Annotated in this window: 16 protein-coding genes; 10 read left to right on the top strand and 6 right to left on the bottom strand. The window is 58.4% G+C overall.

Annotation, left to right across the window (positions count from 1 at the left end):
* Positions 1–80 precede the first annotated feature (80 nt).
* From H6G62_RS10665 to H6G62_RS10655, 3 genes are all read right to left on the bottom strand, one after another.
* A complete protein-coding gene (locus H6G62_RS10665; protein WP_190494890.1) occupies positions 81–3,572 on the bottom strand; it encodes an AAA-like domain-containing protein in 3,492 nt (1,163 codons plus the stop codon).
* 243 nt (positions 3,573–3,815) lie between these two features.
* Positions 3,816–5,000 carry an NAD(P)H-quinone oxidoreductase subunit H gene (locus H6G62_RS10660; protein ID WP_190494888.1) on the bottom strand — a complete coding sequence of 395 codons (1,185 nt, stop codon included), beginning with the start codon at positions 4,998–5,000 and terminating at the stop codon, positions 3,816–3,818.
* Between the two features lie 112 nt (positions 5,001–5,112).
* Positions 5,113–8,655 carry a bifunctional diguanylate cyclase/phosphodiesterase gene (locus H6G62_RS10655; RefSeq protein ID WP_190494886.1) on the bottom strand — a complete coding sequence of 1,181 codons (3,543 nt, stop codon included), beginning with the start codon at positions 8,653–8,655 and terminating at the stop codon, positions 5,113–5,115.
* A gap of 271 nt (positions 8,656–8,926) precedes the next feature.
* Between H6G62_RS10655 and H6G62_RS10650 the strand changes: the two genes are divergently transcribed.
* Positions 8,927–12,922, top strand: coding sequence for a PAS domain-containing protein (locus tag H6G62_RS10650; RefSeq protein WP_190494884.1), 3,996 nt, complete (start codon positions 8,927–8,929; stop codon positions 12,920–12,922).
* A gap of 60 nt (positions 12,923–12,982) precedes the next feature.
* A complete protein-coding gene (locus H6G62_RS10645) occupies positions 12,983–14,182 on the top strand; it encodes a DNA double-strand break repair nuclease NurA (protein WP_190494882.1) in 1,200 nt (399 codons plus the stop codon).
* A 16-nt stretch (positions 14,183–14,198) separates the two neighbouring features.
* Here H6G62_RS10645 and H6G62_RS10640 read toward each other — a convergent pair whose 3' ends face one another.
* A complete protein-coding gene (locus tag H6G62_RS10640; RefSeq protein WP_347239333.1) occupies positions 14,199–15,248 on the bottom strand; it encodes a succinylglutamate desuccinylase/aspartoacylase family protein in 1,050 nt (349 codons plus the stop codon).
* A gap of 216 nt (positions 15,249–15,464) precedes the next feature.
* Positions 15,465–16,400, bottom strand: coding sequence for a LysR family transcriptional regulator (locus H6G62_RS10635; protein WP_199324896.1), 936 nt, complete (start codon positions 16,398–16,400; stop codon positions 15,465–15,467).
* Positions 16,401–16,560: 160 nt separating this feature from the next.
* Between H6G62_RS10635 and H6G62_RS10630 the strand changes: the two genes are divergently transcribed.
* The 5 genes from H6G62_RS10630 to H6G62_RS10610 all read left to right on the top strand — a co-directional run bounded on the left by H6G62_RS10630 (position 16,561) and on the right by H6G62_RS10610 (position 21,278).
* Positions 16,561–17,265: a pirin family protein gene (locus tag H6G62_RS10630; RefSeq protein WP_190494875.1), complete on the top strand. Its 705-nt coding sequence runs from the start codon at positions 16,561–16,563 to the stop codon at positions 17,263–17,265.
* 270 nt (positions 17,266–17,535) lie between these two features.
* The gene (locus H6G62_RS10625) at positions 17,536–17,772 is read left to right on the top strand and encodes a CDGSH iron-sulfur domain-containing protein (protein WP_190494874.1); all 237 of its coding nucleotides are present in this window, start codon (positions 17,536–17,538) and stop codon (positions 17,770–17,772) included.
* A gap of 432 nt (positions 17,773–18,204) precedes the next feature.
* On the top strand, positions 18,205–18,498 hold the full coding sequence (locus tag H6G62_RS10620; protein ID WP_190494872.1) for an HU family DNA-binding protein: 294 nt from the start codon (positions 18,205–18,207) through the stop codon (positions 18,496–18,498).
* A gap of 30 nt (positions 18,499–18,528) precedes the next feature.
* Positions 18,529–19,677 (top strand): threonine-phosphate decarboxylase CobD, encoded by a 1,149-nt coding sequence (cobD, locus tag H6G62_RS10615; RefSeq protein WP_190494871.1) that lies wholly within the window; start codon positions 18,529–18,531, stop codon positions 19,675–19,677.
* A 50-nt stretch (positions 19,678–19,727) separates the two neighbouring features.
* On the top strand, positions 19,728–21,278 hold the full coding sequence (locus tag H6G62_RS10610; protein WP_190494869.1) for an ABC transporter ATP-binding protein: 1,551 nt from the start codon (positions 19,728–19,730) through the stop codon (positions 21,276–21,278).
* A gap of 97 nt (positions 21,279–21,375) precedes the next feature.
* Here the strand turns inward: H6G62_RS10610 and aat are convergent, their stop codons facing one another.
* A complete protein-coding gene (aat, locus tag H6G62_RS10605) occupies positions 21,376–21,969 on the bottom strand; it encodes a leucyl/phenylalanyl-tRNA--protein transferase (RefSeq protein ID WP_347239332.1) in 594 nt (197 codons plus the stop codon).
* 231 nt (positions 21,970–22,200) lie between these two features.
* Between aat and H6G62_RS10600 the strand changes: the two genes are divergently transcribed.
* The 3 genes from H6G62_RS10600 to H6G62_RS10590 all read left to right on the top strand — a co-directional run bounded on the left by H6G62_RS10600 (position 22,201) and on the right by H6G62_RS10590 (position 26,647).
* Positions 22,201–24,513, top strand: coding sequence for an NACHT domain-containing NTPase (locus H6G62_RS10600; protein ID WP_190494867.1), 2,313 nt, complete (start codon positions 22,201–22,203; stop codon positions 24,511–24,513).
* A 142-nt stretch (positions 24,514–24,655) separates the two neighbouring features.
* A complete protein-coding gene (locus tag H6G62_RS10595; RefSeq protein ID WP_190494863.1) occupies positions 24,656–24,823 on the top strand; it encodes a hypothetical protein in 168 nt (55 codons plus the stop codon).
* Positions 24,824–25,024: 201 nt separating this feature from the next.
* On the top strand, positions 25,025–26,647 hold the full coding sequence (locus H6G62_RS10590) for a PRC-barrel domain-containing protein (protein WP_190494858.1): 1,623 nt from the start codon (positions 25,025–25,027) through the stop codon (positions 26,645–26,647).
* Positions 26,648–26,683 lie beyond the last annotated feature (36 nt).

The following is a 26,683-nucleotide window of genomic DNA, read 5'->3' as shown; positions in this document are numbered from 1 at the left end:
ATCGCACAGAATAGCAATTCTACTGATCGGGAGAATGGTAAAACTACGGGGTTCACACAAGTTTTATGGGGAGACCGGATCTAGGGACAAAGATCCCGGTCGGATGGGGGCACTTGGGGGTTAGTGCGAAGGTAATCGCTGATCCAGGCGCAGGCGACCGTGAGGGGATCTAGGGCCAGAATGTCATCGAGGTTCCAATGCACTAGGCTGCCATCGTCGCCGATGGAGGTGAGGACTTGGCCATTGGGGCTAAAGGCCACGGTGCGAACCCCGGAGGTGTGGCCCTTGAGGGTAGACAACAAACGGCCTTCTAAATTCCAAAGCCTGACGGTTTCGTCCACGCTGCTGGTAGCGATCAAATTCCCCTGGGGGCTAAAGGCTATCCCCCATACAGCGGCTTCATGGCCCACTAGGGTGGCTACCAGGGATCCATCCCCACTGCGCCAAACTTTAGCAGTGTTGTCGCCACTACTGGAGGCGATCAGGCTCCCATCGGGGTTGTAGGCTACGCGCCACACGGCGGCACCGTGACGAAGATCGTGCAGCCTGGTGCCATCGGGTTGCCACAGGGTGACGATGCCGTCATTTCCTGCCGAGGCAATTTGGGTGCCTTGGGGATGATAGACCACATCCCAGATGGGGCTGGGGTGAGCATCCCACCGCTGGATCAAGTCTCCCTGGGCGCTCCAACGAAACAACTGCCCGGAGGAGCTGCTGGAAACTAACGCTTGACCGCTAGGGTGCCAACTCACCCCTAGGATGGGGGCCTCAGAATGGACAAAGGACTGCCGCAGTTGGCCCGCCATATCCCACACTTTGAGGGTGTCGTTCTCCCCCACCGAGGCCACCCAATTCTCCGTGGGGTGGAGGGCCAAATTAGTCGTTGTGACCTGCTGGGCATCCACCGTGCGATAGGCCAAGTCCTGATCTGACATAAAAATCAACCCCGATCCGGTGCCCACCGTGACTAGGGTGTGGCCATCGTGGGCGTAGAACGTCTTGAGGTAAACGGTGACGGGTAGCCCCTTGAGGGTCGCCTGAAGGTTGCTGCGGGCCTGCCACAGCCGCACCGTATTATCGGCCCCCGCCGATGCCAGGGTCTTTCTATCGGGGCTATAGGCCGCTCCCCACACAATGGCTCGATGGCCCTGATAGGTTTCGAGCAGATGCCCATCCCGGCTCCAGAGGGCTAGGGTTTTATCGTTGCTGGCGGAGACAAAGGTCTCGCCATCGGGGCTGAAGGCCAGATCCTCCACGGAGGCTTTGTGGTGCAGAATTTCCCGCAGCAGTTCCCCGTCGCGATTCCAGATCCGAATGCTCTTGTTGATGCTGCCGCTAACGATCAGGTTGCCGTCGGGGCTGAAGCTCAACCCATGTACCGGATCCTGGCCGTGTTGCAGCGTCAGGCGACGTTCGCCGCTGGGGGCGAAGAGGGTGATGCTGCCGTCGTTGCCGCCCAGGGCAATCAGATCGCCTTGGGGGCTATAGTCCAGCACCCGCACCCCCGACGGCGATCCCCCCGTGGTGATGCGCCTCACCCGCTGGCCGTTGTCTACCCGCCAAATTTGCATTTCGCTGGCGGATCCAGCCACCGCCAGGGTTTGGCTATCGGGGCTAAAGTCTACCCCCCAAATGCCCGTGATGGCTGTGGCTAGGGTCTGGGTCAGTTCCCCATTCCGATTCCACACATACACATGGCCATCGTCACCGGAGGCCGCTAACCATTGACCATCGGGGCTAAATTTTAGGGCTCGAATGCTAGCCTGGGGGCCGGAGAGGGTGATCAGCAGGGTACCATCGCGATCCCAGAGGCGGACGGTTTTGTCCACCCCCGCCGAGGCCAACCGGGAGCCATCGGGGCTGAAGTCTACGGCCATCACGGCGGCCTGGTGGCCATCTAGGCGATTCACCTGGTGAATGTTGAGCACCACCCGCTCCAGGATGGCCCTGGCCTGTTCCTGCAAGGCCGTGGGTACCCGATGCCAGCGTTCGAGCCGCCGTTGCCCCCGAATCGCTTCAATCAGGGCATCAAAGTCTTGGTCGGAGGCAAACAGGGCTTCCGCCGTACGCACGATGGATTGGGCCTCGTTGAGGGAGGCTTGGCGATATTGCCCCCAGGCCACCAGCCCCAGCCCGATAGCGGTGACCATGGCCAAGCCCATCCCCGCCAGCAGCCCCCGCTGCCGTTGCAAACTGCGCTGTTGCACTTGGTTGCGCTGGTATTCCGCCGCCAGTCGCCCCTCCACCGCCTTGAGGCGAGCGGTTTCCATGGCGGAGATGGTTTCCTGGCGGTCGAGATCCTGGCTGGCGGCCAAAAAGCGGTAGTCCAAATCGCTGAGGCTTTGGTGTTGCGACCACCGCAGCACCTCCTGAAGCGCCTGCCCCCGCAGCAGCCAAGCACTATCGCCCCCAGAGGCCACCCAGGCATTCAGGGCTTGGGAGTAGGGCCGCAGGTGATCCAGTTGGGTTTGAATCCAATCTAAGGAAAAGACGGACTGATAAATGCGGTTTTTGGTGATTAGCTGTCCTTGATGCTTGGTCACTAGGCCCGACAGCAGCAGTTCCGTTTGCTCTGGGCTACCGTCCACAGCCACCCGATCCCCTGGGGTAATCACCCGTTGATATAGGCTCAGCAGACGCGGCGCGCGCTGTTCGTGGTAGAGCAGGCGGTTGCGGATGGTGCGCAGGTGTTCGGGAATGTCCTGGCTTTCCCAGTTATCTAAAAGATATTCCTGCACCAGGGTTTCCACCCAGGTGGCTTCCGTTCCTGGCGGCAGGCTGAGATCATCCTCGGCGGCAGAATGACTGAGCTGGGCCACCAACCGACAGAGCTTTTGGGTGAGGAAGGGCTGGCCCCCCGTCCAGTCGAAGATGGCCTTCAGGAGGGCGGTGGGGTGATCCACTTGGTGCTGAAAGCCCATCATCAGCGGCTCGGCCTCCTCAAGGCTGAAGTCCTGCACATCGATGGAACGGCCAATGTTGAAGGGGGTGCGCTGGGGGTCTTGAATCAAATCCGACGGCGTGGCCACCCCAAACAGCACCCAGGTCACCCGGTGATAGGCGGCTTGGTTAGGTCGTTGTTCGTGGCAGGCCCGGATGAAGGCAAAAAAGTCATTGACTGGAAAATCCAGCCCCAGCACACTGTCCACCTCATCCAGCAGGATAAACAGCCGAGTATCGGGCAGCCGCGCCAGAATGTCATCCATCAGCAGCCGCAACTGCTGCACCGGGGGCTGATCGGCCCAGGTTTGCCAATGGGCCTTGAGATCGATGGTGCCCAACAGCCGCAGCCCAGACACCAGTTCCAGCATCACCCCCCGATACCATTGGTCGTGGGTGACTTGCTCGCTGCCCAGTTGGGTCATATCCAGGTAAACACAGCGATGCCCCTGCTGTTCGAGCCGTCGCTGCACCCGCACCCGCAGGCTAGATTTCCCCATCTGGCGGGCGTTGAAGACATAGCAAAACTCACCACGATCCAGGGTCTCGTAGAGGTCGCGATCCGCCTGCCGCACCACGTAAACCGAGGCATCGGCAGACAGGCTACCCCCGACTTGATACAGTGTCTCCAAAATTCGCCCTCTCCACGAGGTGCCCAACCCAACCCAACCCAATGCCTAACGTTCCTGGAGCCCACCCTTACGGGAAGCAAGCTACACCCCCAGCCCCTCTCCCACGGGGAGCCGGAGCCCTCACCCCCAGCCCCTCTCCCAAGTTGGGAGAGGGGGGCCGGATTTTTCAAAGTCCCTCTCCCACGGGGAGAGGGATTTAGGGTGAGGGCTCCGGAGATTTAGGGTGAGGGCCAACTGAAGCCCCTAGCGATCCACCGACCCCATAATGACGTCGATGCTGCCCAGGATGGCCATGATGTCGGCCACCTTTACGCCCTTCAGCAGGTGGGGCAGAATTTGCAGGTTGTTGAAGTCGGCGGCGCGGATTTTGAACCGCCAGGGGAAGACGTTGTCATCGCCCATGATGAACACGCCCAGTTCGCCTTTGCCGCTTTCTAGGCGCACATAGTGTTCGCCAGCGGGAATTTTGAAGGTGGGGGCAATTTTTTTGCCGATGAACTGGTAGTCAAAGCCGTTCCATTCGGATTTGGGGCCTTCGGCGATGCGCTTGGCCTCTAGGTTCTCGAAGGGGCCACCGGGGAGTTGCTTGCAGGCTTGGCGAATGATTTTCACCGATTCGCGCATTTCTCGCACCCGCACCTGGTAGCGGGCCATGCAGTCGCCAGCGGTTTCGTAGTGGATGTCCCAGTCGAGTTCGTCGTAGCATTCGTAGTGGTCTACCTTGCGCAGATCCCACTTGACGCCAGAACCGCGCAGCATGGGGCCAGACAGCCCCCAGGCAATGGCTTCATCCCGTGTGATAGTGCCGATGCCTTCGATGCGGCGACGGAAGATGGGGTTGTTGGTGATCAGTTTCTCGTACTCGTCTACCTTGGGCAGGAAGTAGTCGCAGAAGTCTAGGCACTTATCGATCCAGCCGTAGGGCAGGTCTGCCGCCACGCCGCCAATGCGGAAATAGTTGTTGTTGATCAGGCGCATCCCCGTGGCCGCTTCCCACAGGTCGTAGATCATCTCCCGTTCCCGGAAGATGTAGAAGAAGGGGGTTTGGGCACCCACATCCGCCAAGAAGGGGCCAAGCCAGAGCAGATGGTTGGCGATGCGGTTTAGCTCTAGCATGATCACCCGGATGTAGCTGGCCCGCTTGGGCACTTCGATATCCGCTAGCTTTTCTGGGGCGTTGACGGTGATCGCCTCGTTAAACATCCCCGCCGCATAGTCCCAACGGCTGACGTAGGGCACAAACATGACGTTCGTGCGGTTTTCGGCGATTTTCTCCATGCCTCGGTGCAGGTAGCCGATGACAGGCTCGCAATCCACTACATCTTCACCATCCAGGGTGACAATGAGACGCAACACCCCGTGCATGGAGGGATGGTGCGGCCCCAGGTTGATCACCATGGGCTCGGTCTTAGTTTCAATAATTGACATAGGTCAAACCAAGGATCAGCGGCTAGTTGGGGGATATCTTTGTCTTTGAGTATCTTAATGTGGATCGTCCGCCTTGGCGAGATGAGCCGTTACCGAAATCCTCCCTGAAATTCTAGGGGCCAAGGCGGGGGGATGCTTGGCCACGGGGGCCGAGCAGGGAGGCGGGTTTGGCGATGCCGTAGCCCTGGGCAAAGTCTACGCCGAGGGCGGTGATGCGCTGGAGGATAGCGTCGTTTTCTACATATTCGGCCACGGTTTGCAGGCCCATCACCTGGCTAATGTGGCTGATGGCCTCTACCATGGCGCTGTCGATGGGGTCGTTCACCATGTCTTTGACAAAGCTGCCGTCGATTTTGAGGTAGTCCACGGGCAGGTGTTTGAGGTAGGTAAAGGAGGACATACCGCTACCGAAGTCATCGAGGGCAAAGTGACAGCCCAAGGCTCGGAGTTGCTGGATGAAATGGCTAGCTTCGATCAGGTTGGCGATGGCGGCGGTTTCGGTAATTTCAAAGCAGATGAGGTGAGGCGGCACGCGATGTTCCTCAAATTGTTGCTTGAGGAAGTCAACCATGCGGTCATCGGTGAGGCTGTGGCCCGACAGGTTGATGGCGTATTGCCGAGGGGGCTGGTCGGCGGGGGGCTGCACCTGATCCCAGTTTTGGAACAGAGTGCTGACTACCCAGCGGTCAATGGCGACCATGAGGCCGTAGCGCTCGGCGGCGGGAATGAAGGCCATGGGCGGAATGACGGTACCGTTGTCGTCCCGCAGGCGAATGAGGATTTCGGCATGGTCGATGGCGGGGTGGCAGGGATGAATGGCCTGGATAGGCTGAGCAAACAGGCAAAATCGATGGTTCTCGATGGCGTGGGTGATGCGGGTGGCCCAGCGAATTTCTCCCTGCTGCTGGGCTAGGGCTTGGTCGTCGGTCTGGAAGAGGTGAACCCGGTTGCGGCCCGTGTTTTTGGCGGCATAGCAGGCGGCATCGGCCCACATCAGCAAGGATTCTAAATCCTGCACCTGGGAGGTGATGGGGACTACTCCAATGCTGGCTCCAATGGTAAAGGCTTGGTTATCCCAGATGAAGCGAAAATCCTGCACCGTTTCCCGCAGCACATCCGCCACCTGGAGCCCCTGTTCCAGTTCGCACTGGGTTAGTAACAGGCCAAATTCATCACCGCCCAAACGGGCCAGGGTATCGGTTTTGCGGATGTGGGTTTGCAGCAGGGCGGTGATTTGGCGCAGCAGTTCATCCCCCACCTTGTGGCCGCAGGTGTCGTTGACAATTTTGAACCGATCCAGGTCGAGGTAACACAGCACATGCACCTCGTTGTAGACCTGGGCGTTGTGGATGGCCTGATCTAGGCGATGCTCGAAGGCGCGACGGTTGACCAACCCGGTGAGGGGATCGTGCATGGCCTGCCAAAATACCTGACGGGTGAGCCGTCTGGCCTGGGTAACATCGTGGAATACCATCACCGCCCCCACGGTATTCCCCTGGCGATCCCGAATCGGCGCAGCGGAGTCATCAATGGCAATTTCGCGGCCATCGCGGGCCAACAACACGCTATCCGCCGCCAGTTCCACGATGACATTTTCCCGTAGGGATTGGAAGACGGGATTTTCTACGGGTTCGCGGGTTTCATCATGCGCTAGGTGTAAAATCTCACCGATGGGTTTGCCTCCAGCCTCCGCTTGGCTCCATCCGGTCAAGCTTTCTGCCATTGGGTTGATGTACTGCACCCGCCCGTCCACATCTGTCGTAATCACCGCATCGCCGATGGAGTGCAGCGTCACCTGGGCCAGTTCTTTCTCACGGAACAGTTCCTCTTCCATGCGCTTGCGGTCGGTGATGTCGGCAAAGGACGTCACCGCCGCATAGGGCTTCTCCTCCCCAGGACGAAACATGGGCTGGGAATTGAGGGAAATCCAGGTGAGGTCGCCATTGGGTTTCCGCACCCCCATCACCACATTGCGGCAGGGTTGCCCCGTGTGCAGGGCCACCACGGCGGGATGGGTTTCTCCGGGAAAGGGCGATCCATCTTCGTGGATGCTGTGCCAGCGGGGATCCATGGAGGTTAGCCCCTGTAACTGGCCTATGGTCAAACCCAGAATTTCCTCAGCCCGGTCATTGCTGACTAGGATCTTGCTTTCGGCATCCTGCAACACAATCCCCTCCGCCAGAGTGTCCACCAGGGAACGATAGCGTTCCTCGCTCTCCCGAATCATCGCCTCGGCTTGGTAGCGCTCGGTGACATCCCGATAGCTGAGTACCTTGGCCACGGCTTGACCATCCTGCCATTGGGGGCGGGCGTGGCGTTCAAAAATCCGCCCATCCTTGAGGGTGATGACATCCATCGTCTTTTTGTCCATCTCGGCCATCATGGCCTCGACATTCCGACGAAATTGGTCGGGATCCTGGATCTGATCGAGCACGACGGCATAGAAATTGGGAGTTCCCCTACCGCTACGCACCTCCTCTGCCAAGGCCGCAGGAATGCCCCACATCTTGAGGAAGCGCTGGTTCCAGTGGGTCAGATGCATAGATTGATCCAGCACTAAAATGCCGTCGGCGGTGGATTCTAGGATGGACTCTAGGGCCGAGTTGGTGGCAGACTGTTCGGCACTGAGCCGTTGTACCAACTGGTTTCGTGCCCGCACTTGTTGATCTACCCACACCAGCCCCGTCACAAAAACGGACAGCAGGATGCCCTGAATCAGAACAATGTTGGACACCGGATCAATGGCCGCACTCACCTCATTGCCCAAGGTGGGGATGTGAGCACCGACCTGCTTGCTCCAGCTTTGCAGGGCATTCCACAAAAACAGGCTGGCCATCAACACCCCAAACCCTGCGCCCCCCGCACACCAGCACGGGGATTTCGCTTCCCGGTGCCGCCCCAGGGCATGGACCAACAACCCCAGCCCCAGCCCAATCAGCCCCACCGCTGTGGGGATCGAAAGCCCGGTGAGGTAGCGCCAAGTACGTACATCGCCAATCTGCGCCAAGTAGCCCAGAAGCCCAATCGCGCCGAAGGCCAGCACCCCAAAGGACAGAAAGCCCGACAGCGCCGAGGCTCGATCCGGTGGCAAGTTCAAGGTCGCCGGGGTTTGCCAAGGCCACCGCTGCCAACGTCGGGGCACCCCAGCCAGCAGCAGCGCCAACCCGGCCAAGGCCAACACCAGGGCTGTATTCGGTGATGGGCGACCAGGAAGGGGCCGATCCACCAAAATAAAAAGCTGCTCAGTGGGTTCGATGATGCGCCCTGAGTCTAGACCACTAGCACCGTATAGGGCGGGGGTGATGGTATCGGTCATCAGCCATTGGTCAATGCCGAAATCTACCTTAAAGATGTATTGAATTAAGGTAAGGCCACCAATGGCCAACACCCCACCCGCAGGCACCCAGGCCCACCGTTGCCCTCGCCGATGCTGAAGCAACAGCAGCGCCAACCCCGCCAAAGCAAAGGCCAAGGCCGTGTTGTAGCGCATCGGTGGCGAACCGGGCGGCACCTGAAGCAGTTTCGGTATCTGCCAATGCCATGCGGCCATCATCACCAAGCCCAGGCCAACAGTCAGCCACCCGGCTACAATGGCTACCCCAATCTGCCAAGACCAACGCGATGCAGGAACGGTTTGGGGGGAAGTTGGGGTCATAGCCAATAGAACAGAGCAAGAAAACAGCGCAGGCCAACGAACGGGCGGTTTCCAGGATAGGCCCATTATTCACTATGCCCATCCCCCTGATCCCAGTCACGCCAAAACGTTAGAAAGTTAACTAACCCTAGGCCAGCGGCCTAAGTATGTTGATCGGTATCCTTAACACTTCCCTAGGGTGGGGGATCCTAAAGATAGGGATAGGATAGACACAAGGCTCTACTGCGGGCTTCGCAGGGGCAGCGTCACTACGGATTGAGATGCGATATCTATGCAACCCTCCTCTCCACCGCCCCTAACCATCGCTGAAATGGCTACTAGGCTCCTGGTACAGCCAATTGTGGCCACTCCCAACACGCCGATTCTGACGGTGATAGCCCAGCTAGGGGAGCCTAGCCCAGCGGATCGGCCCCGTGGGGAGTCGCAGTTGCCGGAGGGTTGTGTGGTGGTGGAGAATCGGCAGGTGGTGGGCCTGTTGACCCTGGGGGATGTGGGGCGGCTGATGGCCCAGTCTGCCCCCCTAGAGGCGATGACCGTGGGCCAAGTGATGATCCAGCCTGTGATCACCCTCCCCCAGGATCAGATCACCCAGCCTTGGACGATTCTCGACCTGTTTCATCAGCACGCCATTCGCCATTTGCCTGTGGTGGATGACCAAGGAACCCTAGTGGGGCTGCTGACTCAACCTCGCCTGATCCAAACCCTCAGCGCCCTAGGGCTATATCGACCCAGACCTCAGCCCCAGGGCACATCTCCAGTGGTCGCCCCGCCCCGCCGCGAAAGGCTGTTGCCCAAGATCGCCACCATGGCCCCTGGGCTGTTGTATGGCATGGATATCCACGATCTGAATGGCCCTAGCGATGACCAGGGGAACGGCCAGGGGATGATTCATCCATCCACCCTGGCGTTGCCCCAAATCCTCTACATCAGCCCCCAATCCATCGAGATTCTGGGGATTTCGGCGGAGGCGCTGATGGCCGATGGGCAGCGCTTTTTCGACCTGATTCACCCCGCAGATCGCCCGGACTATTGGGCCACCCTAGCGGCCAGTGCCACCACCCAGCAGCCCTTTTCCCAGGAATACCGCATTGTTACCCCCACAGGTCAGGAAAAGTGGATCCGTGCCCACGCCCAGCCGCAGCCGTTGCCCCAGGGGGGGGTGCGCTGGTTTGGGGCAGCCCTAGAAATTACCGGACGGAAACAGGCGGAACATGACTTAATTTTGGCCAGTCGCCGTTTGCAGGAGGCCCAGCGCATTGCCCAGATTGGCAACTGGGAGATGGATCTATGGACAAACACCCTGCACTGGTCGGAGGAAATCTTTCGCATTTTTGAGATCGACCCCCAGCGGTTTGGAGCCTCCTACGAAGCCTTTTTGCAGGCCATCCACCCGGAGGATCGCGCCACCGTCCACGAAGCCTATTCCCGCCATTTGTGGGATAAGCAGCCCTACAAAATTGCCCACCGCCTCCAGTTTCCCGATGGCCGTATTAAATACGTGCAGGAACAGTGTGAAACCCTGTACGACGCCAGCGGCAACCCCTACCTCTCCCAGGGCACGGTGCAGGATGTGACGGAACTGAAGCAGGTGGAAATGGCCCTGGCGGAACTCAACGCCGATCTAGAGCAACGGGTGGCCCAACGCGCCCAGGCTCTCCGGCAAAGCGAGGCCCGCTATCGGCAAATTGTGGAAACCGCCAACGAGGGGGTGTGGATTTTAGACGCCGAGGCCCGCCATGTCTTTGGCAACCCAACCCTGCTGACCCTGCTGGGGCAAACCGACGAGGGCATCACCACCAGCACCCTGTGGGACTACTGCGACTCCGATCTCCATCCCCAGGTGGCAGCACTGCTAGATCATTGTGCGGCAGGGCAGAACGCGCAGGAGGAACTACCCCTGCGACAGCGGAATGGGGAAACTCGGTGGGTCTTGGCCTCCCTCAGCCCCATTTTCAGCGAAGGGGGAAAGTACCAGGGCATTTTGGCCATGGTGACGGACATCACCGAGCGCCGCCGAGCGGAGGAGGCCATTCGCCAGGAAAACCTCTTCCGCCAGTTGATTTTAGACAACCTCACGGAGGGGATCTGCGTCTGCCATGCCTGCCCCGGCTTCCCCTTTGTTGATTTCTCGGTGTGGAATCCGCAAATGGAGGTGATTACGGGCTACAGCCAGGAGGAGATTAACCGCCTGGGCTGGTATCAAAGCCTCTACCCCGACCCCCAGGTGCGGCAGCGGGCCATCGACCGCATGGCCGCCATGCGCCAGGGTGACGATCTGACCGCAGAGGAATGGGAGATTCGCCATCGGGATGGCACCTACCGCACCGTCACCATTACCACCACCCTGTTAGTGAATGCCGAAGGAGACAGCAATGTGCTGGGGGTGGTGCAAGACATTACCGCCCGCAAGCAGACGGAACGCCAAATTCAGCAGCAAATTCAGCAGGAGGCACTGCTGCGGGAAATTACCCAGCACATTCGTCAGTCCCTTGATCTTCAGGTCATTTTTAATACCGCCTGCCAGGAGATTTGCCAGGTATTGGAGGCCGACCGAGTCGGGATTTTCCGCTTCGATCCCCAGTCGGGATGCCATGATGGCGCTTTTGTGGCCGAAGCCTTGACCGAGGGCGTGATTTCGGTGCTGGCCATTCCCGTCCACGACCACTGCTTTGGCGAAACCTATGCACCGCAATACATCCAGGGGCGGTATGCGGCCATGGACGATATCGAAGCCCTGAAGGAATGCCACACCTCTATCCTGGCCGATTTTCAAGTGAAGGCGAATTTGGTGCTGCCCTTAATCTGCGGGGATAACCTGTGGGGGTTGCTCTGCATTCACCAGTGCCACCATCGCCGCCATTGGGAACAGGAGGTCATTGACCTGGGCCAACAGCTTGCCGCCCAGTTGGCCATTGCCATTCAGCAAGCCACCCTCTACGACCACCTCCAGCAGGAACTCTCAACACGACAACAGGCCCAGGCCCAGCTCACCCAAACCAACCAATTCCTGGCCCAATCCAACCAGGAACTGGCCCGCGCCACCCGGCTAAAGGACGAATTTTTGGCCAACATGAGCCACGAACTGCGTACTCCCCTCAACGCCATCATGGGCATGACCGAGGGAATGCAGGAGGAGGTGTTTGGCCCCGTCACCCCAGAGCAGCGGAAGTCATTGCAGACGGTGGAGAGCAGTGCCGCCCATTTACTCTCCCTAATTAACGACATTTTGGATGTGGCCAAAATTGAAGCGGGGCAGATCGAACTCGATCTCAGTTCCGTGGCGGTGGCTCCCCTGTGTTCCTCTGCCCTAGCCTTTGTCAAACAGCAGGCGACGAAAAAGCATATTCGGCTCGAAACCCATATTCCCTCTCCCCTGCCCAACCTATGGGCCGATGAACGCCGGGTGCGCCAAGCCCTGCTCAATTTGCTCACCAATGCCGTCAAATTTACCCCCGCCCAGGGCCGTGTATCCCTCACGGTGACCCTGGTGGAAGCCCCCCAAGCCTCGCCCAGCCTGGAAGATCTCGACCTAGGCGATCCCAAGACCAACAGTCCCAACGGATCGACCACCAACGCCCCAGCGGCCTTTCTGCGCTTTGCCGTCACCGATACGGGCATTGGCATTTCCCCAGAGAACATCCGCCGCCTATTTCAACCCTTCGTGCAGATCGACAGCGCCCTCAACCGCCAGTACAACGGCACGGGCCTGGGCCTCACCCTGGTGAAACAGATCGCCGAACTGCACGGGGGCCGGGTCGATCTCCAGAGCGAACCGGGGGTAGGCAGTTGCTTCACCATCGATCTCCCCTGCGACCCAGCCAGCCTGTCTAGCCTCGACCCAGACCAGGTGAAGGCCGCTATCCTGGGGGGCACACCTCCCGCCGCCGATCCCCTCCATACCCCCCTGGTGCTGCTAGCGGAGGACAACGAAGCCAATATCCGCACCATTGCCAGCTACCTCAAGGCCAAGGGATACCGCCTCAACCTGGCCCAAGACGGTCAGCAGGCCCTTGACCAAGCCCAGGCCACCCCGCCCGATATCATTTTGATGGATATCCAAATGCCTGGTATGGATGGCCTCACTGCCCTCAAGCACATCCGCCAAATGCCCGCCCTCGCCCAGGTGCCCATCATTGCCCTCACCGCCCTCGCCACCGCCAGCGACGAGGAACGCTGCCTTACCGCTGGGGCCAACGCCTACCTCTCCAAACCTGTGCGTCTCAATCAACTGGCCACCCTCATCCACTCTCTACTCCATCCCCAATAGGCTCAGCGCCTGGGCTGGTTCTGTCGCTAAGCTGAGGAAAAGGTCGAGAGGTCAGGTTCTATGCTGGATTTAACCCGGTTGGCTCAGCAGATGCAGGGAATTAGCCACCATTTGGCCCAGGAGGCGGAAGCGGCCCAGGGGCGGGTGCGATTGGCCCAGCGATGGATGGCAGCGGCCACCCAGGATCAGAATCATTGGGTGGCCCAACAGCACGACCATGGCGATCAGTTGGCCTTTACCGCAGCGGTGCCCGTGGAGCCGCTGACCACCCGGATCACCCTGGAACCTGCCCCAGAGGCCCATACGGTGATGGCCACCGACGGTTCCCAAATTTCCCCTAGCCACCACGAAATTGCCTACTGCTATTTAATCAACGTGGGTCGGGTGGTGTTGCACTATGGCCAGGGGCGGTTTCCCCTGTTGGATAGTCTGCCGGAGGTGATCTATCGGCCAGAGGATCTGTACCAGTCGCGGCCCTGGGGCATTAGCACCGAGGAATGGATGGGCCATCGGCGCACGGTGGCGGAGGCCGAAGCCCTGGCTGATCTGGGGGCCATGGTGCAAACGGCCACGGCGACCAAGGACACCCAGGCTGCACCGATTTTGGCCATGGAGGATGGATCGTTAATCTATTGGTTTTTAGAGAGCCTGCCCGCCGAGGCCCGCGACCTGATTCTCACCCCGATTTTGTCGGCCTGGGATAAGTTACGACAATGGGGCATTCCCGTCGTCAGCTACCTCAGCGCATCCCGCAGCAGCGAGGGCTTGAACTTTTTGCGATTGCCCGCCTGTCCTTTTCCCCAGCCCCACTGTGAGCAACACTGCAACGGCCAGTCGGAAAAAGCGCCCTGTGGCGGGTTCATGCCCCTGCGAGATGCCGTCTTTTGGGCTACGGAACTGAAACCGGGGCAGCGCAGCCCCCTGTGGCGCAGTTCCGCCAGCATCCTAGATCGCTACGGCGACCAACGGATTTACTTTTGCTACCTGCATGGGGGCGCAGAGGTGGCGCGGGTGGAAATGCCGGAGTGGGTGGCGGCGGATGCGGCCCAGTGCGAGATGGCCCTGCGAATGGTGCTGACCCAGGTGCAGAAGGGCTATGGCTATCCGGTGGCCCTCGCCGAGGCCCATAACCAGGCGGTAGTACGCGGGGGGGATCGGCAGCGCTTCTTTGCCCTGCTAGAGCGGGAAATGATCCGGGCCGGACTGCAAAATATCGGCATTTCCGCCAAGGAAGCCCGCAAACGGGGCAGCATTGCTTAGTTAAGGGGTCTCTCGGTTAAGGAGTCTCTAGCCGAGCGACATGAACCAAAGCATCGCCTTGGTTGACCAGGGGATTTTGGCCGTGGCCGATTACCATTCCGGTCATAGGGCTACGCACCTGCACAGGTTTGTCGCCAAAGGTATCGCTAATGAACCCCAAGGGTTGACGAACCTTTACCGGATCCCCCAGGCGGGTGGTGCAGCGCCAAATCCCCCCACGGGAGGCCCGTACCCAGCGGGTTTCGCGGGCTTCGGTACTGGTGACGGCGGGCAGAGAACCGGGGGGCGCATACATACCCAGGTAAGCCATCACCCGGTAGATGCCGTCCACACCGCCCTGAATGGCCGCTTCGTCAAACCGGAGTGCCTCGCCCCCTTCGTAGAGCAGGGTGGGAATGTTGCGCTTGGCGGCAGCTTGGCGCAGGGATCCATCGCGGTGGGCGGCATGGAGGATAATCGGCGCACCAAAGGCTTGGGCAAAGGCGTAGGTGTCGGGGTTGGTGAGGTCGGCCCGCACCTGGGGCAGGTTAATGCGGTGGATAGCGGCGGTGTGGAGATCAATGCCGTGGGTGCATTGGCTTACCACCTCGCTCATAAACAAAAAGGCCAGTCGGCTGGCTAAGGAGCCCCGCTGGGAACCAGGGAAAGATCGGTTCAGGTCACGGCGGTCGGGCAGGTAGCGCGATTGCTCTAGCAGGCCAAAAATATTCACCACGGGCACCGCAATCACGGCCCCTCGCAACCGGGTGGGCCTAAGGGCTTTGACGATGCGCCGGATGATATCAACGCCATTGAGTTCGTCGCCGTGGATGGCCGCACTGAGCCAGAGCCGGGGGCCGGGATGTTTGCCATTGATAACGGTGACAGGCAACGACATCATGGTGCCCGTGGTGAGTCGCGCCACGGGTAAATCTAGCCGCACCCGTCGTCCTGGGGGAATGGCTTCTCCCCCCACCACTAGGGGCGGACGCGGATCGCTGGATTTTTCGGCCCGGTTTTGGGCCAATTGAGGCCGGGACTTGGACAGCGGGGTCTCTAGGATCGAATCACGGGCAGGGTCTCTCACCGCAGGGTTTCTCGCACGGCAACGAAATCTATTGCTAGCCACTATAGCGAACGGCCCCACCCGATGGTTCCCTAATCCAAAATCTGGCTCGTTTGCCCCTGGTATCAGCGGTCGAGGAGACCTCGCCCCTACGGTTTGCTGGGCTGGCAATCGGGGTTGTCCAATGGGCCAAGGCCGAATCGGGTGGATCGACGGTGGATGAGATCTCAGTACCCGTCATCCCAGGGTTAACCGCTGCTGCAAAAACTCAATCAACCGCTGCACCTTCACCGAGAGGTGGCGATTCACCGGGTAGAGGGCGTAGATCTGGCTCTCCGGCGGGCAGAAGTCCGGCAAAATCGGCTGCAACCGTCCTTGCTGAAGGGACTCTTCCACAATAAATCGAGGCATGAGCACCAGGCCCAACCCCGCCAAAGCCGCCTGCTTCAACACCTCGCCATTGTTGCAGCATAACGGGCCATCGATAGACACCGTTAGGGGCACTTGATCAGCGCCCATCAGCGTCCAGGTATTGTCCTGGGAACGGTGGCCATAGTGCAAGCAGGCATGATGCACCAGGTCGCTAGGCTGGCTGGGCATCCCCCGCCGCTGGAGGTAGCTAGGGGCGGCACAAATCACCATCGGGCAGGGGGCCAGGGTATGGGCGATTAAACTGGCGGCACCGGGGCTGGGGGCAATGCGCACCGTCACATCAAAGCCTTCGTCGATGGGGTCGATGAAACGGTCATTGAGGCTCAATTCCACCTGTAAATCGGGGTATTGGGCCATGAAGTCTACTAAAAGCGGCCCCAGGTGAAGCACACCAAAGGTCATGGGTGCATTCACCCGTAGGCTACCCCTCGGTTCCTCCTGCAAGCGAGACAGGGCCAGTTCCGCCTCCTCCAAATCCGCCAAAATATTAACGCTGCGTTCATAGAAAGCCCGCCCCGCCGCCGTGGCCGAAACCCGCCGGGTGGTGCGGTGCAGCAGTTGGGTTTGCAGGTCATCCTCTAGGTTCAGCACCAATTTATTCACCGCCGACCGGGATAGGCCCATTTTGCGAGCCGCAGCGGCAAACCCACCGGATTCCACCACTTGGGTAAAGGCGCGAATACTCTCGAATTTGTCCATGGCAGGGGGGTAGGGAGTCGGGAATCGGGAGTCAGGGCGCATCGCTGGGTGCCCGCCCTGGGTTGATGGGTGACTATTGTCTTTATTTTAGAGACAATGTGTTTATAAAATTGGTGATTGTCGTTATCAAGGATTCGGTTTAAGGTGGGAACAGGATAAAAGCATCGAGATCAGCCCAAATTCGTTATGAGGAGGTGTGGTCATGATTACGATCCGTCCATCGAGTGAGCGGGGCGCAGCCAACTTTGGCTGGTTGGATACGCGGCATTCCTTTTCCTTCAGCAACTACTACGATCCTCAGCACATGGGGTTTGGGCCGCTGCGGGTGATCAACGAAGACAAAATCAGCCCCAGCCAAGGCTTTGGCACCCACGGCCACCGGGATATGGAGATTGTCACCTACGTGCTAGAGGGATCCCTAGAGCACAAAGACAGCATCGGCAACGGATCCATTATTCGACCGGGGGATGTGCAGCGGATGTCGGCGGGGACGGGCATCATGCACAGCGAATTCAATGCCTCGGCCACGGATGCCGTGCATTTGCTCCAAATTTGGCTGCTGCCCGCCACCAACGGCATCGATCCGGGCTACGAGCAAATCTACATCGACCCCGCCGAAAAACAGGGCAAATTGCGCCTGATTGGCTCCCAGGATGGCCGCGATGGATCGGTGACGATTCATCAGAATGTCAGCCTCTACAGTTCGGTGCTGAAGGCGGGCGACCAGGTCAGCCACACCCTAGGCGAGGGGCGAATCGCTTGGCTCCAGGTGGCCAAGGGGGCACTCACCCTGAATGACCAAGCCCTCACCGCTGGGGATGGGGCGGCGATCCAAGACCTCGACCACCTCACCCTGGCCAGCACCGCAGCGGAAACCGAATTTCTGCTGTTTGACATGGCCGCCTAACCCTTCCCCATGGGGCTACCGCTTATACATAAGTCTTTGTGCTGCTTGATGTCTGGGGTTGATCCCCCCTAGCCCCCCTTGAAAAGGGGGGAACCGGAGTCAAAGTCCCCCGTTGAAAAGGGGGGAACCGGAGTCAAAGTCCCCCTTACCAAGGGGGATTTAGGGGGATCTCCAAGGACTAGCGGTGTGAAAACAAAAGGTGTATGCACCGTAGCCCATGGGAAAAGGGACACCTGCACAATTTAAGTCATTTAACCGAGAGACATCACCATGGCTGATCCCGTTATTGCCGATACCAAGCCCGTTGTCACCACCCTGGAAGCAGGCGATTACTACTGGTGTACCTGTGGCCAGTCTGCCAACCAGCCCTTCTGCGATGGGGGCCACAAGGGAACAGACTTCACCCCTATGAAGTTCACCCTGGAAGCCCAAAAGCAGGTAGCCCTCTGTGCCTGCAAGCACACCAACAAGCCGCCCTTCTGCGATGGTGCCCACACCAGCCTGTAGCGGCGTTGTCGGTTCAAGGTTGGCATGGGTGGCCCCGTCGCCCGTCGTCAGCACTTCTACCTAGGGGTGGAAAGTGGCCACAGGCGGGGTTTTCGCCGCTTTACGCTTAGTGACAATCGAGTTTCAGTCCTGGGAACCCTTAAACCGCTGAATACTAGGCGGAATAAGGGTTTCGAGCATTTTGGGAAGCCTGCCAACCGATCTGACCTTGGCCCAAAAGCCGTTAACTTTCTTAAAAAAGCCCGAAATCCACATAAATTAAAGGTTCTGGCGATCCACTTTGGGAAAGTTCCCCTTAGAATGAGTCAGTGAAATTCTGAGTTTATGGGGGTTTCAGCCCTTCTGCCGATGTTGGTCATGGGCCAGCGGTAGCCGTGGCGGATTCCCTTGGGTCAGTACCCTAAATCTGTTCCTTTTCCCCTAGGAGACAACATGAATAAAGGCGAACTCATTGACAAGGTGACCGAGAAAGCATCTGCAAGCTTGGAAAAGTCGATCACGAAAAAGGATGTAGATTCGGTCATTACGGCCACCATGGACGCCATTATGGAAGCCGTGGCGGAAGGCAAGAAGGTAACCCTGGTGGGCTTTGGTTCCTTCGAGCCTCGGGAACGCAAGGAGCGGGAGGGCCGCAACCCCAAAACCGGAGACACCATGGTCATTCCAGCCACCACCGTCCCCGCGTTCTCCGCTGGGAAGTTGTTCAAAGAAAAGGTGGCTAAATAGGCCAGACTTCAATTGTCCATGGGGGTTTCCATGGCTAAACGACCAGTACACGGGGGCAATCTAGCCTGGGCGGCAGAGATCGCGGGCTGTTCCCCTGGGGTGCTGGTCGATTTTTCTGCCAGCATTAACCCCCTAGGGCCACCGGATGCCGTCCTAGCCGCCCTTCAACGGGCGATTCCCACCCTAGGCCACTACCCCGACCCCGCCTACACCGACCTCCGCCGCGCCCTTGCCAGTCACCACGATCTATCCCCAGACTGGATTTTGCCCGGAAACGGAGCCGCCGAACTACTGACCTGGGCCGCCCGCGACATCGCTTCCCAGGCCGATCCCACCGCCTACCTGCCCACCCCAGCCTTTAATGACTACCAGCGGGCCTGCCAAAGTTTTGGGGCCACCGTTTCCCCTTGGCCTTTACTCAGTGCCGATCCATCAGCGGTCTTAGTCTTAGATCCATCTACGACCCCGGATCAAAGCCTATCCTCCCCACCCATCCCTGCGGTTGATCTGCGGGTGGATGCCCTCATGGTCGCCAGCCCTCCTACGGCAAGCTGTTTAATGAACAATCCCCACAACCCCACCGGGCATTTGTTCCGTCTGGATGACCTGCGTCCGCTGTTGGATCACTTCAGTTTGGTAGTGGTGGATGAGGCATTTATGGACTTTTTGCCTGCCCAGGAAGCTCCCAGTTTGGTGCCCTGGGTGGATCGCTACCCAAACCTGGTGGTGGTGCGGTCTCTGACCAAGTTCTACAGCCTGCCGGGGTTGAGGCTGGGCTATGCCATCGGCCATCCCGACCGTTTGCAACGCTGGCAGCAATGGCGCGACCCCTGGCCCGTGAATACCCTGGCGGTGGCGGCGGCGATGGCGGCGGTGCAGGATACGGCCTTTCAAGCCCAAACCTGGGCCTGGTTGCCCCCCACCCGACAGGCGTTGATGGCTGGATTGTCTGCGATACCGGGCTTTTCCCCTCTCCCCAGTGCCGCCAATTATCTATTGGTCAAGGCGGATACTCCCGTTCCCCCCCTGCAACTCCGATTGCTGCAACACAGCCAAGTGCTGATTCGCGACTGCCTCAGCTTTGCGGAGTTGGGGGAGCATTATTTTCGGGTGGCGGTGCGATCTGAATCCGAAAATGAGCGTTTGCGAACAGCTTTGATCGAAACCAGGGATCTATGATGCAGAGATCTAGGTTTCAAAAGCCCCTATTTCAGCGTTGGCGTTCCACCATGACTCCTGCAACCTCCATCCTCGACCCCAGTGTTAAAACGGCCCCCCCCGAGCTGAAGGTGGTCAACATGACCAAGCACTTTGGCTCCCTAGTGGCCCTGCAAGATGTCAGCCTTACCCTCAAACCGGGCACCGTTCACGGGCTACTGGGGGAAAACGGCGCAGGCAAAAGCACCCTAGTGAAATGCATCATGGGTTTCTATGCCCCCACCGCTGGCCAAATTTGGGTGGATGACCAACCCCACGCCATCAAAAGCCCCAAGGATGCCCACGAATTTGGCATTGGCATGGTGTATCAGCACTTCACCTCCGTTCCCGCCATGACCGTGGCCGAAAACCTGGTGCTCTCCCGCTACGACCGCCGCCAGGTGATCCACTGGAAGACCGAGTACGACGCCCTCCATGCCTTCATGGATAACTCGCCCTTTCGGGTGGATCTCAACATGCCCGTGGCCCAACTGGCGGCGGGGCAAAAGCAAAAGCTGGAAATTCTCAAGCAGCTTTACCTGCAAAGCCGCATTTTAATTTTGGACGAGCCCACCTCCGTGCTCACCCCCGACGAGGCCGATGAGGTGCTGGGGCTGCTGCGGGAAGAGGTGCAAGCCGAACGCCTGAGCGTGCTACTCATTACCCACAAGTTCCGGGAAGTGACGGCCTTTACCGATGAAGTCACCGTCCTGCGCAAGGGGCATCTGGCGGGGCACGGGGCGGTCAAGGATCTCACGGTGGCCGACATGGCCCACATGATGCTGGGTTCCGAGCGCCAAACCAAGGACATGGCCAAGGTGGATCACCCCGACGCGGTGCCCATGCTGGAGGTCCACGGCCTTGCCGCCCACCGCGATAACGGTCTGGATGCCTTTGGGCCGCTAGATTTGGCGGTCTACAGCGGCGAGATCGTGGGGATTGCGGGGGTTTCGGGCAATGGCCAGCGGGAACTGGTGGAGGTGCTGGCGGGTCAACGTCCGTCTACCCAGGGGGAAATTAAGGTCAACGGTGCCCACTACGGAGCGACCCGCACCGAAATGACCCAGTTGGGCGTGTTTGCCCTGCCAGAGGAACCCCTGCGCAATGCCTGCGTACCGGGGATGAGCGTGGCGGAAAATCTGGCCCTACGGAACTTCGACCGTCCCCCCCATGCCAAATGGAACCTGTGGCTGGTGCTGAAGTCCATCCGCCATGCCGCCCAGGAATTAATCCACGCCTTCTCCGTCAAAACCCCTTCCCCCGATACCCCCATCCAAAACCTGTCCGGCGGCAATGTGCAACGTGCTGTGCTGGCCCGCGAGTTGTCCTCCCCGGATATCAAACTGCTGATCGCCGCTAACCCCTGTTTTGGCCTAGACTTTGCGGCGGTGGACTTCATCCATAGCGCCATTGTGGAGGCCCGTAACCGAGGCGTGGCGGTGTTGCTGGTCAGCGAAGATCTGGACGAACTCCTGGTACTCAGCGACCGCATCCTGGTGATCAGCGAAGGCCAGTTTGTCTACGACAGCCCCATCGCCACCGCCGACGTGAAGGAAATCGGCCACCGCATGGCCGGACATTAGCCCCCTCGGCGCTAGACTTCCTGCCCCTGCCAAACCGCCCTCCTGCCAGAGGGCGACCAAGGGAGCGCGGGCGTCGTGGTAAGCCGCTCTGCTCTGATTACAGAAAGGTGCAGTTTTGGGCCAGGGCCACCTTCAGCAGGCTCTTATAGTCCCGTTCGGGCACAATGTAGGCTCCAAAGCGGGCCAGGTGGGGGTTCATCATCTGGGCATCGAACAGGATGAAATGCCGCTGTCTGAGATGTTCCACCAGTTTTACCATGGCCACCTTAGACCCTTCGGAAATGCGAAAAAACATCGATTCGCCAATGAAGGCACCACCGATGGCCAAGCCCAGCACGCCGCCCGCCAGTTCGTTGCCCTGCCAGGTTTCAAAGCTGTAGGCCCATCCGGTTTGATACAGTTCCCAATAGACCTGCTTGAGTTCGTCGGAAATCCAAGTGGTGTCTCGGTCGGCGCAGCCCTCTACCACCGCCTGAAAGGCCTGGTTAATGCCCACCCGAAAGCGGTTTTGGTTCAGCGCCCGCCGCAGCGAGGTGGGATAGCGAAACCGTTGGTCGAGGGGAATGAGGGTGCGCTGGCGGCTGGCATACCAACCGAGGTTGTCGCCGTCGTCATCGGCCATTAAAAAATAGCCCTGGGAATAGCCGTCAATAATAGCGTCAATGTCGTATCGGGGGGGGCGCAAGGTCACAGGGGGGTCTCCGTACCGCTGCTCCCATTATCCCCCAGGCGTACAGATCTCAGGCCCATCATGGTCTAGACAGGACCCGTGGGTTGGTTGAGGTGCGTTGGTTTCATTGGTTGTGGGCAATTAGGCAAAGGGATGAGAAAGAAAAGCGTTAGGATAGGGCGCGTATAAAAGACCACTTTTTTATCCCTGTTTCAATTCACCATTCACCATTTAGGATGCGTTTTTTGCGATATGGCCAAGCGCTCGCTCAAGGCCTCGTCCACGGGTATTCAGTGGGCGAAGCGAGCGTTTTCCCTTAAGGGGTGGACGCAAGACAATTTAGCCGCAGAGGTAAACCTCAAGACCCGGCAGCCAATCTGGCGATTTTTCACTGGACAGCCGGTGGATCGTCAGGTTTTCATGGAAATTTGCCAGATCCTAGACCTCGGCTGGCGCGAGATTGCCGAAAACCCGCCCGCCGACTTTTTGGAACCAGGCGAACCATTAACGCCGCCATCCCTGACGGTGGATGAACTGGTGGCTATGGTGCGATCCCAGCACTACGACACCCTTCAACACCAGTGCGGCATTCTGCAACTGCTCGACATTGGCCGCCCGGTCAACCTCGACGATATTTATGTGGATGTCAACATTCTTGAGGCCGTAGCCAACCAACAATGGTTAGCCATTGCTGACTTGAATAATCTGGAATCAACGGAATTTGATCGGGTGGGGCTAGGGGTTGTGGAGATCCCCCAAATCCCCGGTATGGAGGCGGTAGAAACCTACACAAAACTCAGGGTACTGGGTAGACCAGGGGTTGGCAAAACCACCTTTTTGCAGCACCTAGCGGTGCGGTGTAACCAGGGCGAGTTTGCCGCCGATCAGGTGCCCGTATTTATGGCCCTACGCGAGTTTGCCGATGTAGCTAAACGTCGGGACGACTTTAGTTTATTCAGCTATCTGCACCAAACCCTGCTAACCGCTAGCATCACCGCCCCCCAACTCGAAATCCTGCTCACCGAAGGGCGCATGTTGGTGTTAATGGACGGCCTAGATGAGGTGAGACATCAGGACATCAACGCTGTTCTTCAAGCCATTCGCACCTTCTCAGATCAGTACCACCGCAATCGGTATGTGGTGTCCTGTCGCACGGCGACCCAAAAGCTGGCCCTGCGCGGCTTTACCGATGTAGAAATCGCCCCCTTTAGTTCGGCACAGATTACCACCTTCGCCCAAAAATGGTTTATAGCCCTAGGCCGAGATGCTACCCCCGCAGGGCAGGCCAAGGCCACCGAATTTGTTGAAAAACTGGAGCGCCCTGAAAATTGGCCGTTTCGTCAACTGGTGGTGACGCCCCTATTTTTGCACCTGGCCTGCTGGGTATTTCAGGGAGAAGGGCAATTTCCCAGCAAACGCACGGCCTTCTATAAGCAGAGCCTTGACCTGTTGCTGGGCAAGTGGGATGAGACCAAGGGGGTAGAGCGGGATGATATTTACCGAGGGTTTTTATTACCCCAGAAAATAAAGCTGCTCAGCCAGATTGCAGCCGTCACCTTTGAGCAGGGGCAATACTTTTTTGAGCAGCGTACCATCGAGCAATACATCGAAGATTACCTAAAAACTCGACCCAATCCGATGCTTGAACCGGAAGAACTCCGGCTTGAAAGTGAGGCCATATTAAAAGCCATTGAGGCCCAGCACGGGCTGCTCATCGAGCGGGCACGGGGCATTTTTTCCTTCTCCTATCTAGCCTTCCAGGAATATCTGACAGCCCGAAAAATCGTCGCCGCCCACAATCTGCGGGCGTTAGAGCAAGCCCTAGGGGGGCTGGTTAGCCACCTGACCGACCCCCACTGGCGGGAAGTCTTTTTGCTCACTGCCGCCATGCTACGCAGTGCCGATTCCCTGGTGCAGTTGATGAAGCAGGAAATCGATGCCTTGGTGGCCCACGACCCCCATCTACAAGATTTTTTGCGGTGGGCCAGCCAAAAATCCCAAACCCTTTCCCCCACCCCTAAACTCGCGACCACCCGAGCCTTTTACCTAGCCCTAGCCCAAAGCCCCACTGCCGCCGCCCCGTTTGCCCTAGCTATCACCCTGGATCAGGGCATTTTGTTAGATGCGGCTTTGGAAAATTTGCTAATGGACTGTGCCCTTGACCATCGCCAAGATTTTGCCTATGCCCAGACCTGTCGTGAAGCGATCAACAACATTTTGGTGATGGTGCGGGATGCGGGATTTTATAAATCGCTGCAACAGCTTAAGGATCAGTTACCCAGCACCCAGCACCCGCATCAGCTTCAATCCTGGTGGCAAGCAAACTATGAAACCTGGGTCGAGCAATTGAGGACTACGATGATTCACTACCGCAATATTCACCATCCCTGGCAGTTTAGTGCTGAACAACGACAGAACCTAAAACGCTACTACGATGCTAACCAACTGCTGGTAGATTGTTTGAATAGCAACTGTGAAGTGACCCCAACCATTCGCCAAGACATTGAATCGACGTTGCTGCTCCCTCAACAAGAACTGGAAGACCGTGAATGGCAGGGAGATTGAGAATAATTGCTACGTTTTTATACAAATCAATCAATCAAAGCACCTTTTGAAACCTTAACTCAAACCCTACTACGAAATGATATATCTACATATCTACCGGAGTTGAATTCGTCAACCGTAGAATCACGAGTGGAGAAGCGTCATGCCCCGCCTCATTGGAAAACAGTCAAACGGTAGCTGGTCGTTTGGCCTGCTGCTACTGATAGCGATCACCACCGCTGGAACGATGGAATATCTCGGTCTGATCAACGTTATTCCCGGCTTTGGCTGGGATCGTCCAGCGAACTTGCTGGAACTGCGCCGGGATTAGGGGCGGGGGCAATTAACCGCTATCGGCACAATTGTCAGAAGGACATAATCCCGCAGACCTGCCGCTAATTAATCACAAATCAACCACGTAGATTAGTCACTTAGCCAGTGTTGACGACTAGGTCTCTTCATAGCTTCAAACCCTTGAAGCGAATTGTTAATACTGTGACCGATTCAAGCTTAATAAAAAGGATTTTAGATCATGTTTAAAGGTAGAGAGTTAATCGGCAAGTCCATTGTCTCCTATGACGCTGGAGAAAAGTTTGAGGTGGTTAAGGACTTAATCTTTGACCAAGAGAGTAATCAACTGCTGGGGTTTTTAGTTCAAGAGGCAGGCTGGTTTAAGCGTGCTCAAGTGCTGCTCCTCAGCGATGTGCAGGCCATTGGGGTTGATGCGGTGATTACCTCGTCGAAGGGGGCCATCGTCAATGCCCATAACCTACCTGCCGTTGGCCCCATTCTTGATCACAATACTGTCCTCAAAGGCACTCGCATTCTCACGATGGATGGGCGCGATTTAGGGGTGATTGTTGACCTTTACGTTGACGAGGCCAATGGCAAAGTCGAGGGCTATGAGGTCTCCGGTGGGCTCTTTGCCGATGCCTACTCCGGGCGCTCTTTTGTGCCAGCCATCGAGACCCTTAAAATTGGCCGAGATGTGGCCTTTGTACCCGTTCAAACGGCCCAGTTGATGGAAGAACAGATCGGCGGGCTGAGGGGTGCCATGCAAACCGTTGGCGACCAGTTGCAGGAAACCGCCCAGGTGACGGGGGAACAACTGCACGACCTCGGCCAATCCGCCAGCCATCAATTTCACGAAACGGCCCAAGCTACGGGCGAACGGCTCCATGAGTGGGGCCAAACGGCTAGCGATACGTGGCAAGAGACCACGCAAGTGACGGGGGAACAACTAAACAACCTCGGCCAAACCGCTAGCGATAAATGGCAAGAGACCACGCAAATCACGGGGGAACAATTCCACGACCTAGATCGCCATACCGCCGCTTCCATCACCAACGCCATGGTTGACCCTGCGGCCCAAAAAGCCTTTGTGATCGGCCAAACTGCTCAGCAGGATGTGATGGCCCCCGGCGGAGAATCCCTGGTGTTGGCAGGGCAACCCGTTACCCAGGCTATTGTCGCTGCCGCTGAAGCCCTGGGGATTTTGGATCAGCTCTATCGGGCCACCGGAGGCCGCCGACTCGCCCCATGGAAAGCGCGACTGGGTGATGCCATCGCGGGTTTCGGCGTTGAGCAAACCGAGGGTCGGCGTGTACAACACCTAGTGCGGAGCGAAGAGGGTTCGATTATTGCCGCCCCAGGCCAAATTGTGACCCCTGAGGTGATCGAGCGGGCCAAGGCAACTCACCGGGAGCGGTTGTTACTCCAGGCGGTTGGGCTATCTGCCGGGGAAGCGTTGCAATCCCGGTCTAGCAGCGCCATCACCCTGGCGGTCGATCATCTCCAAGGCACCAGCCAGACCACAGGCGAGCACCTCCATCGGGCGGGTGAGCAGATGCAGGTGGGGGCCAAGGGGCTGTGGAGTCAGGTCAAAGAGACGGCCAACGCCGTCCAGAGCCGCAGTACCCAGGCTTTTGAGGACAAACGAATTAAAGGGGCCTTGGGCCGTCCGGTCACGCGGGTTATTCTGGGGCAGCAGGATGAGGTGATCCTCAATGTGGGTGAGTTAATTACCCATCAGGCCATTGCCAGCGCCCGCCAAGCCCAGGTGCTTGACCTACTCCTCAACTCGGTTTATACCGACAAACCCCAGATCTCCCTAGAGAACTTGCGGGCTCCCCAGGTTGGTACCGCCGCACTGTAACTCGGTACTTGGTATGGAACTAAGGAGCCACTCGTT

The sequence above is a fragment of the Phormidium sp. FACHB-1136 genome, from assembly GCF_014697375.1.
Lineage (GTDB): Bacteria > Cyanobacteriota > Cyanobacteriia > Phormidesmidales > Phormidesmidaceae > Nodosilinea.
Note: the sequence above shows the minus strand (reverse complement) of the source record. Positions and strands in the feature narration are given on the sequence as shown.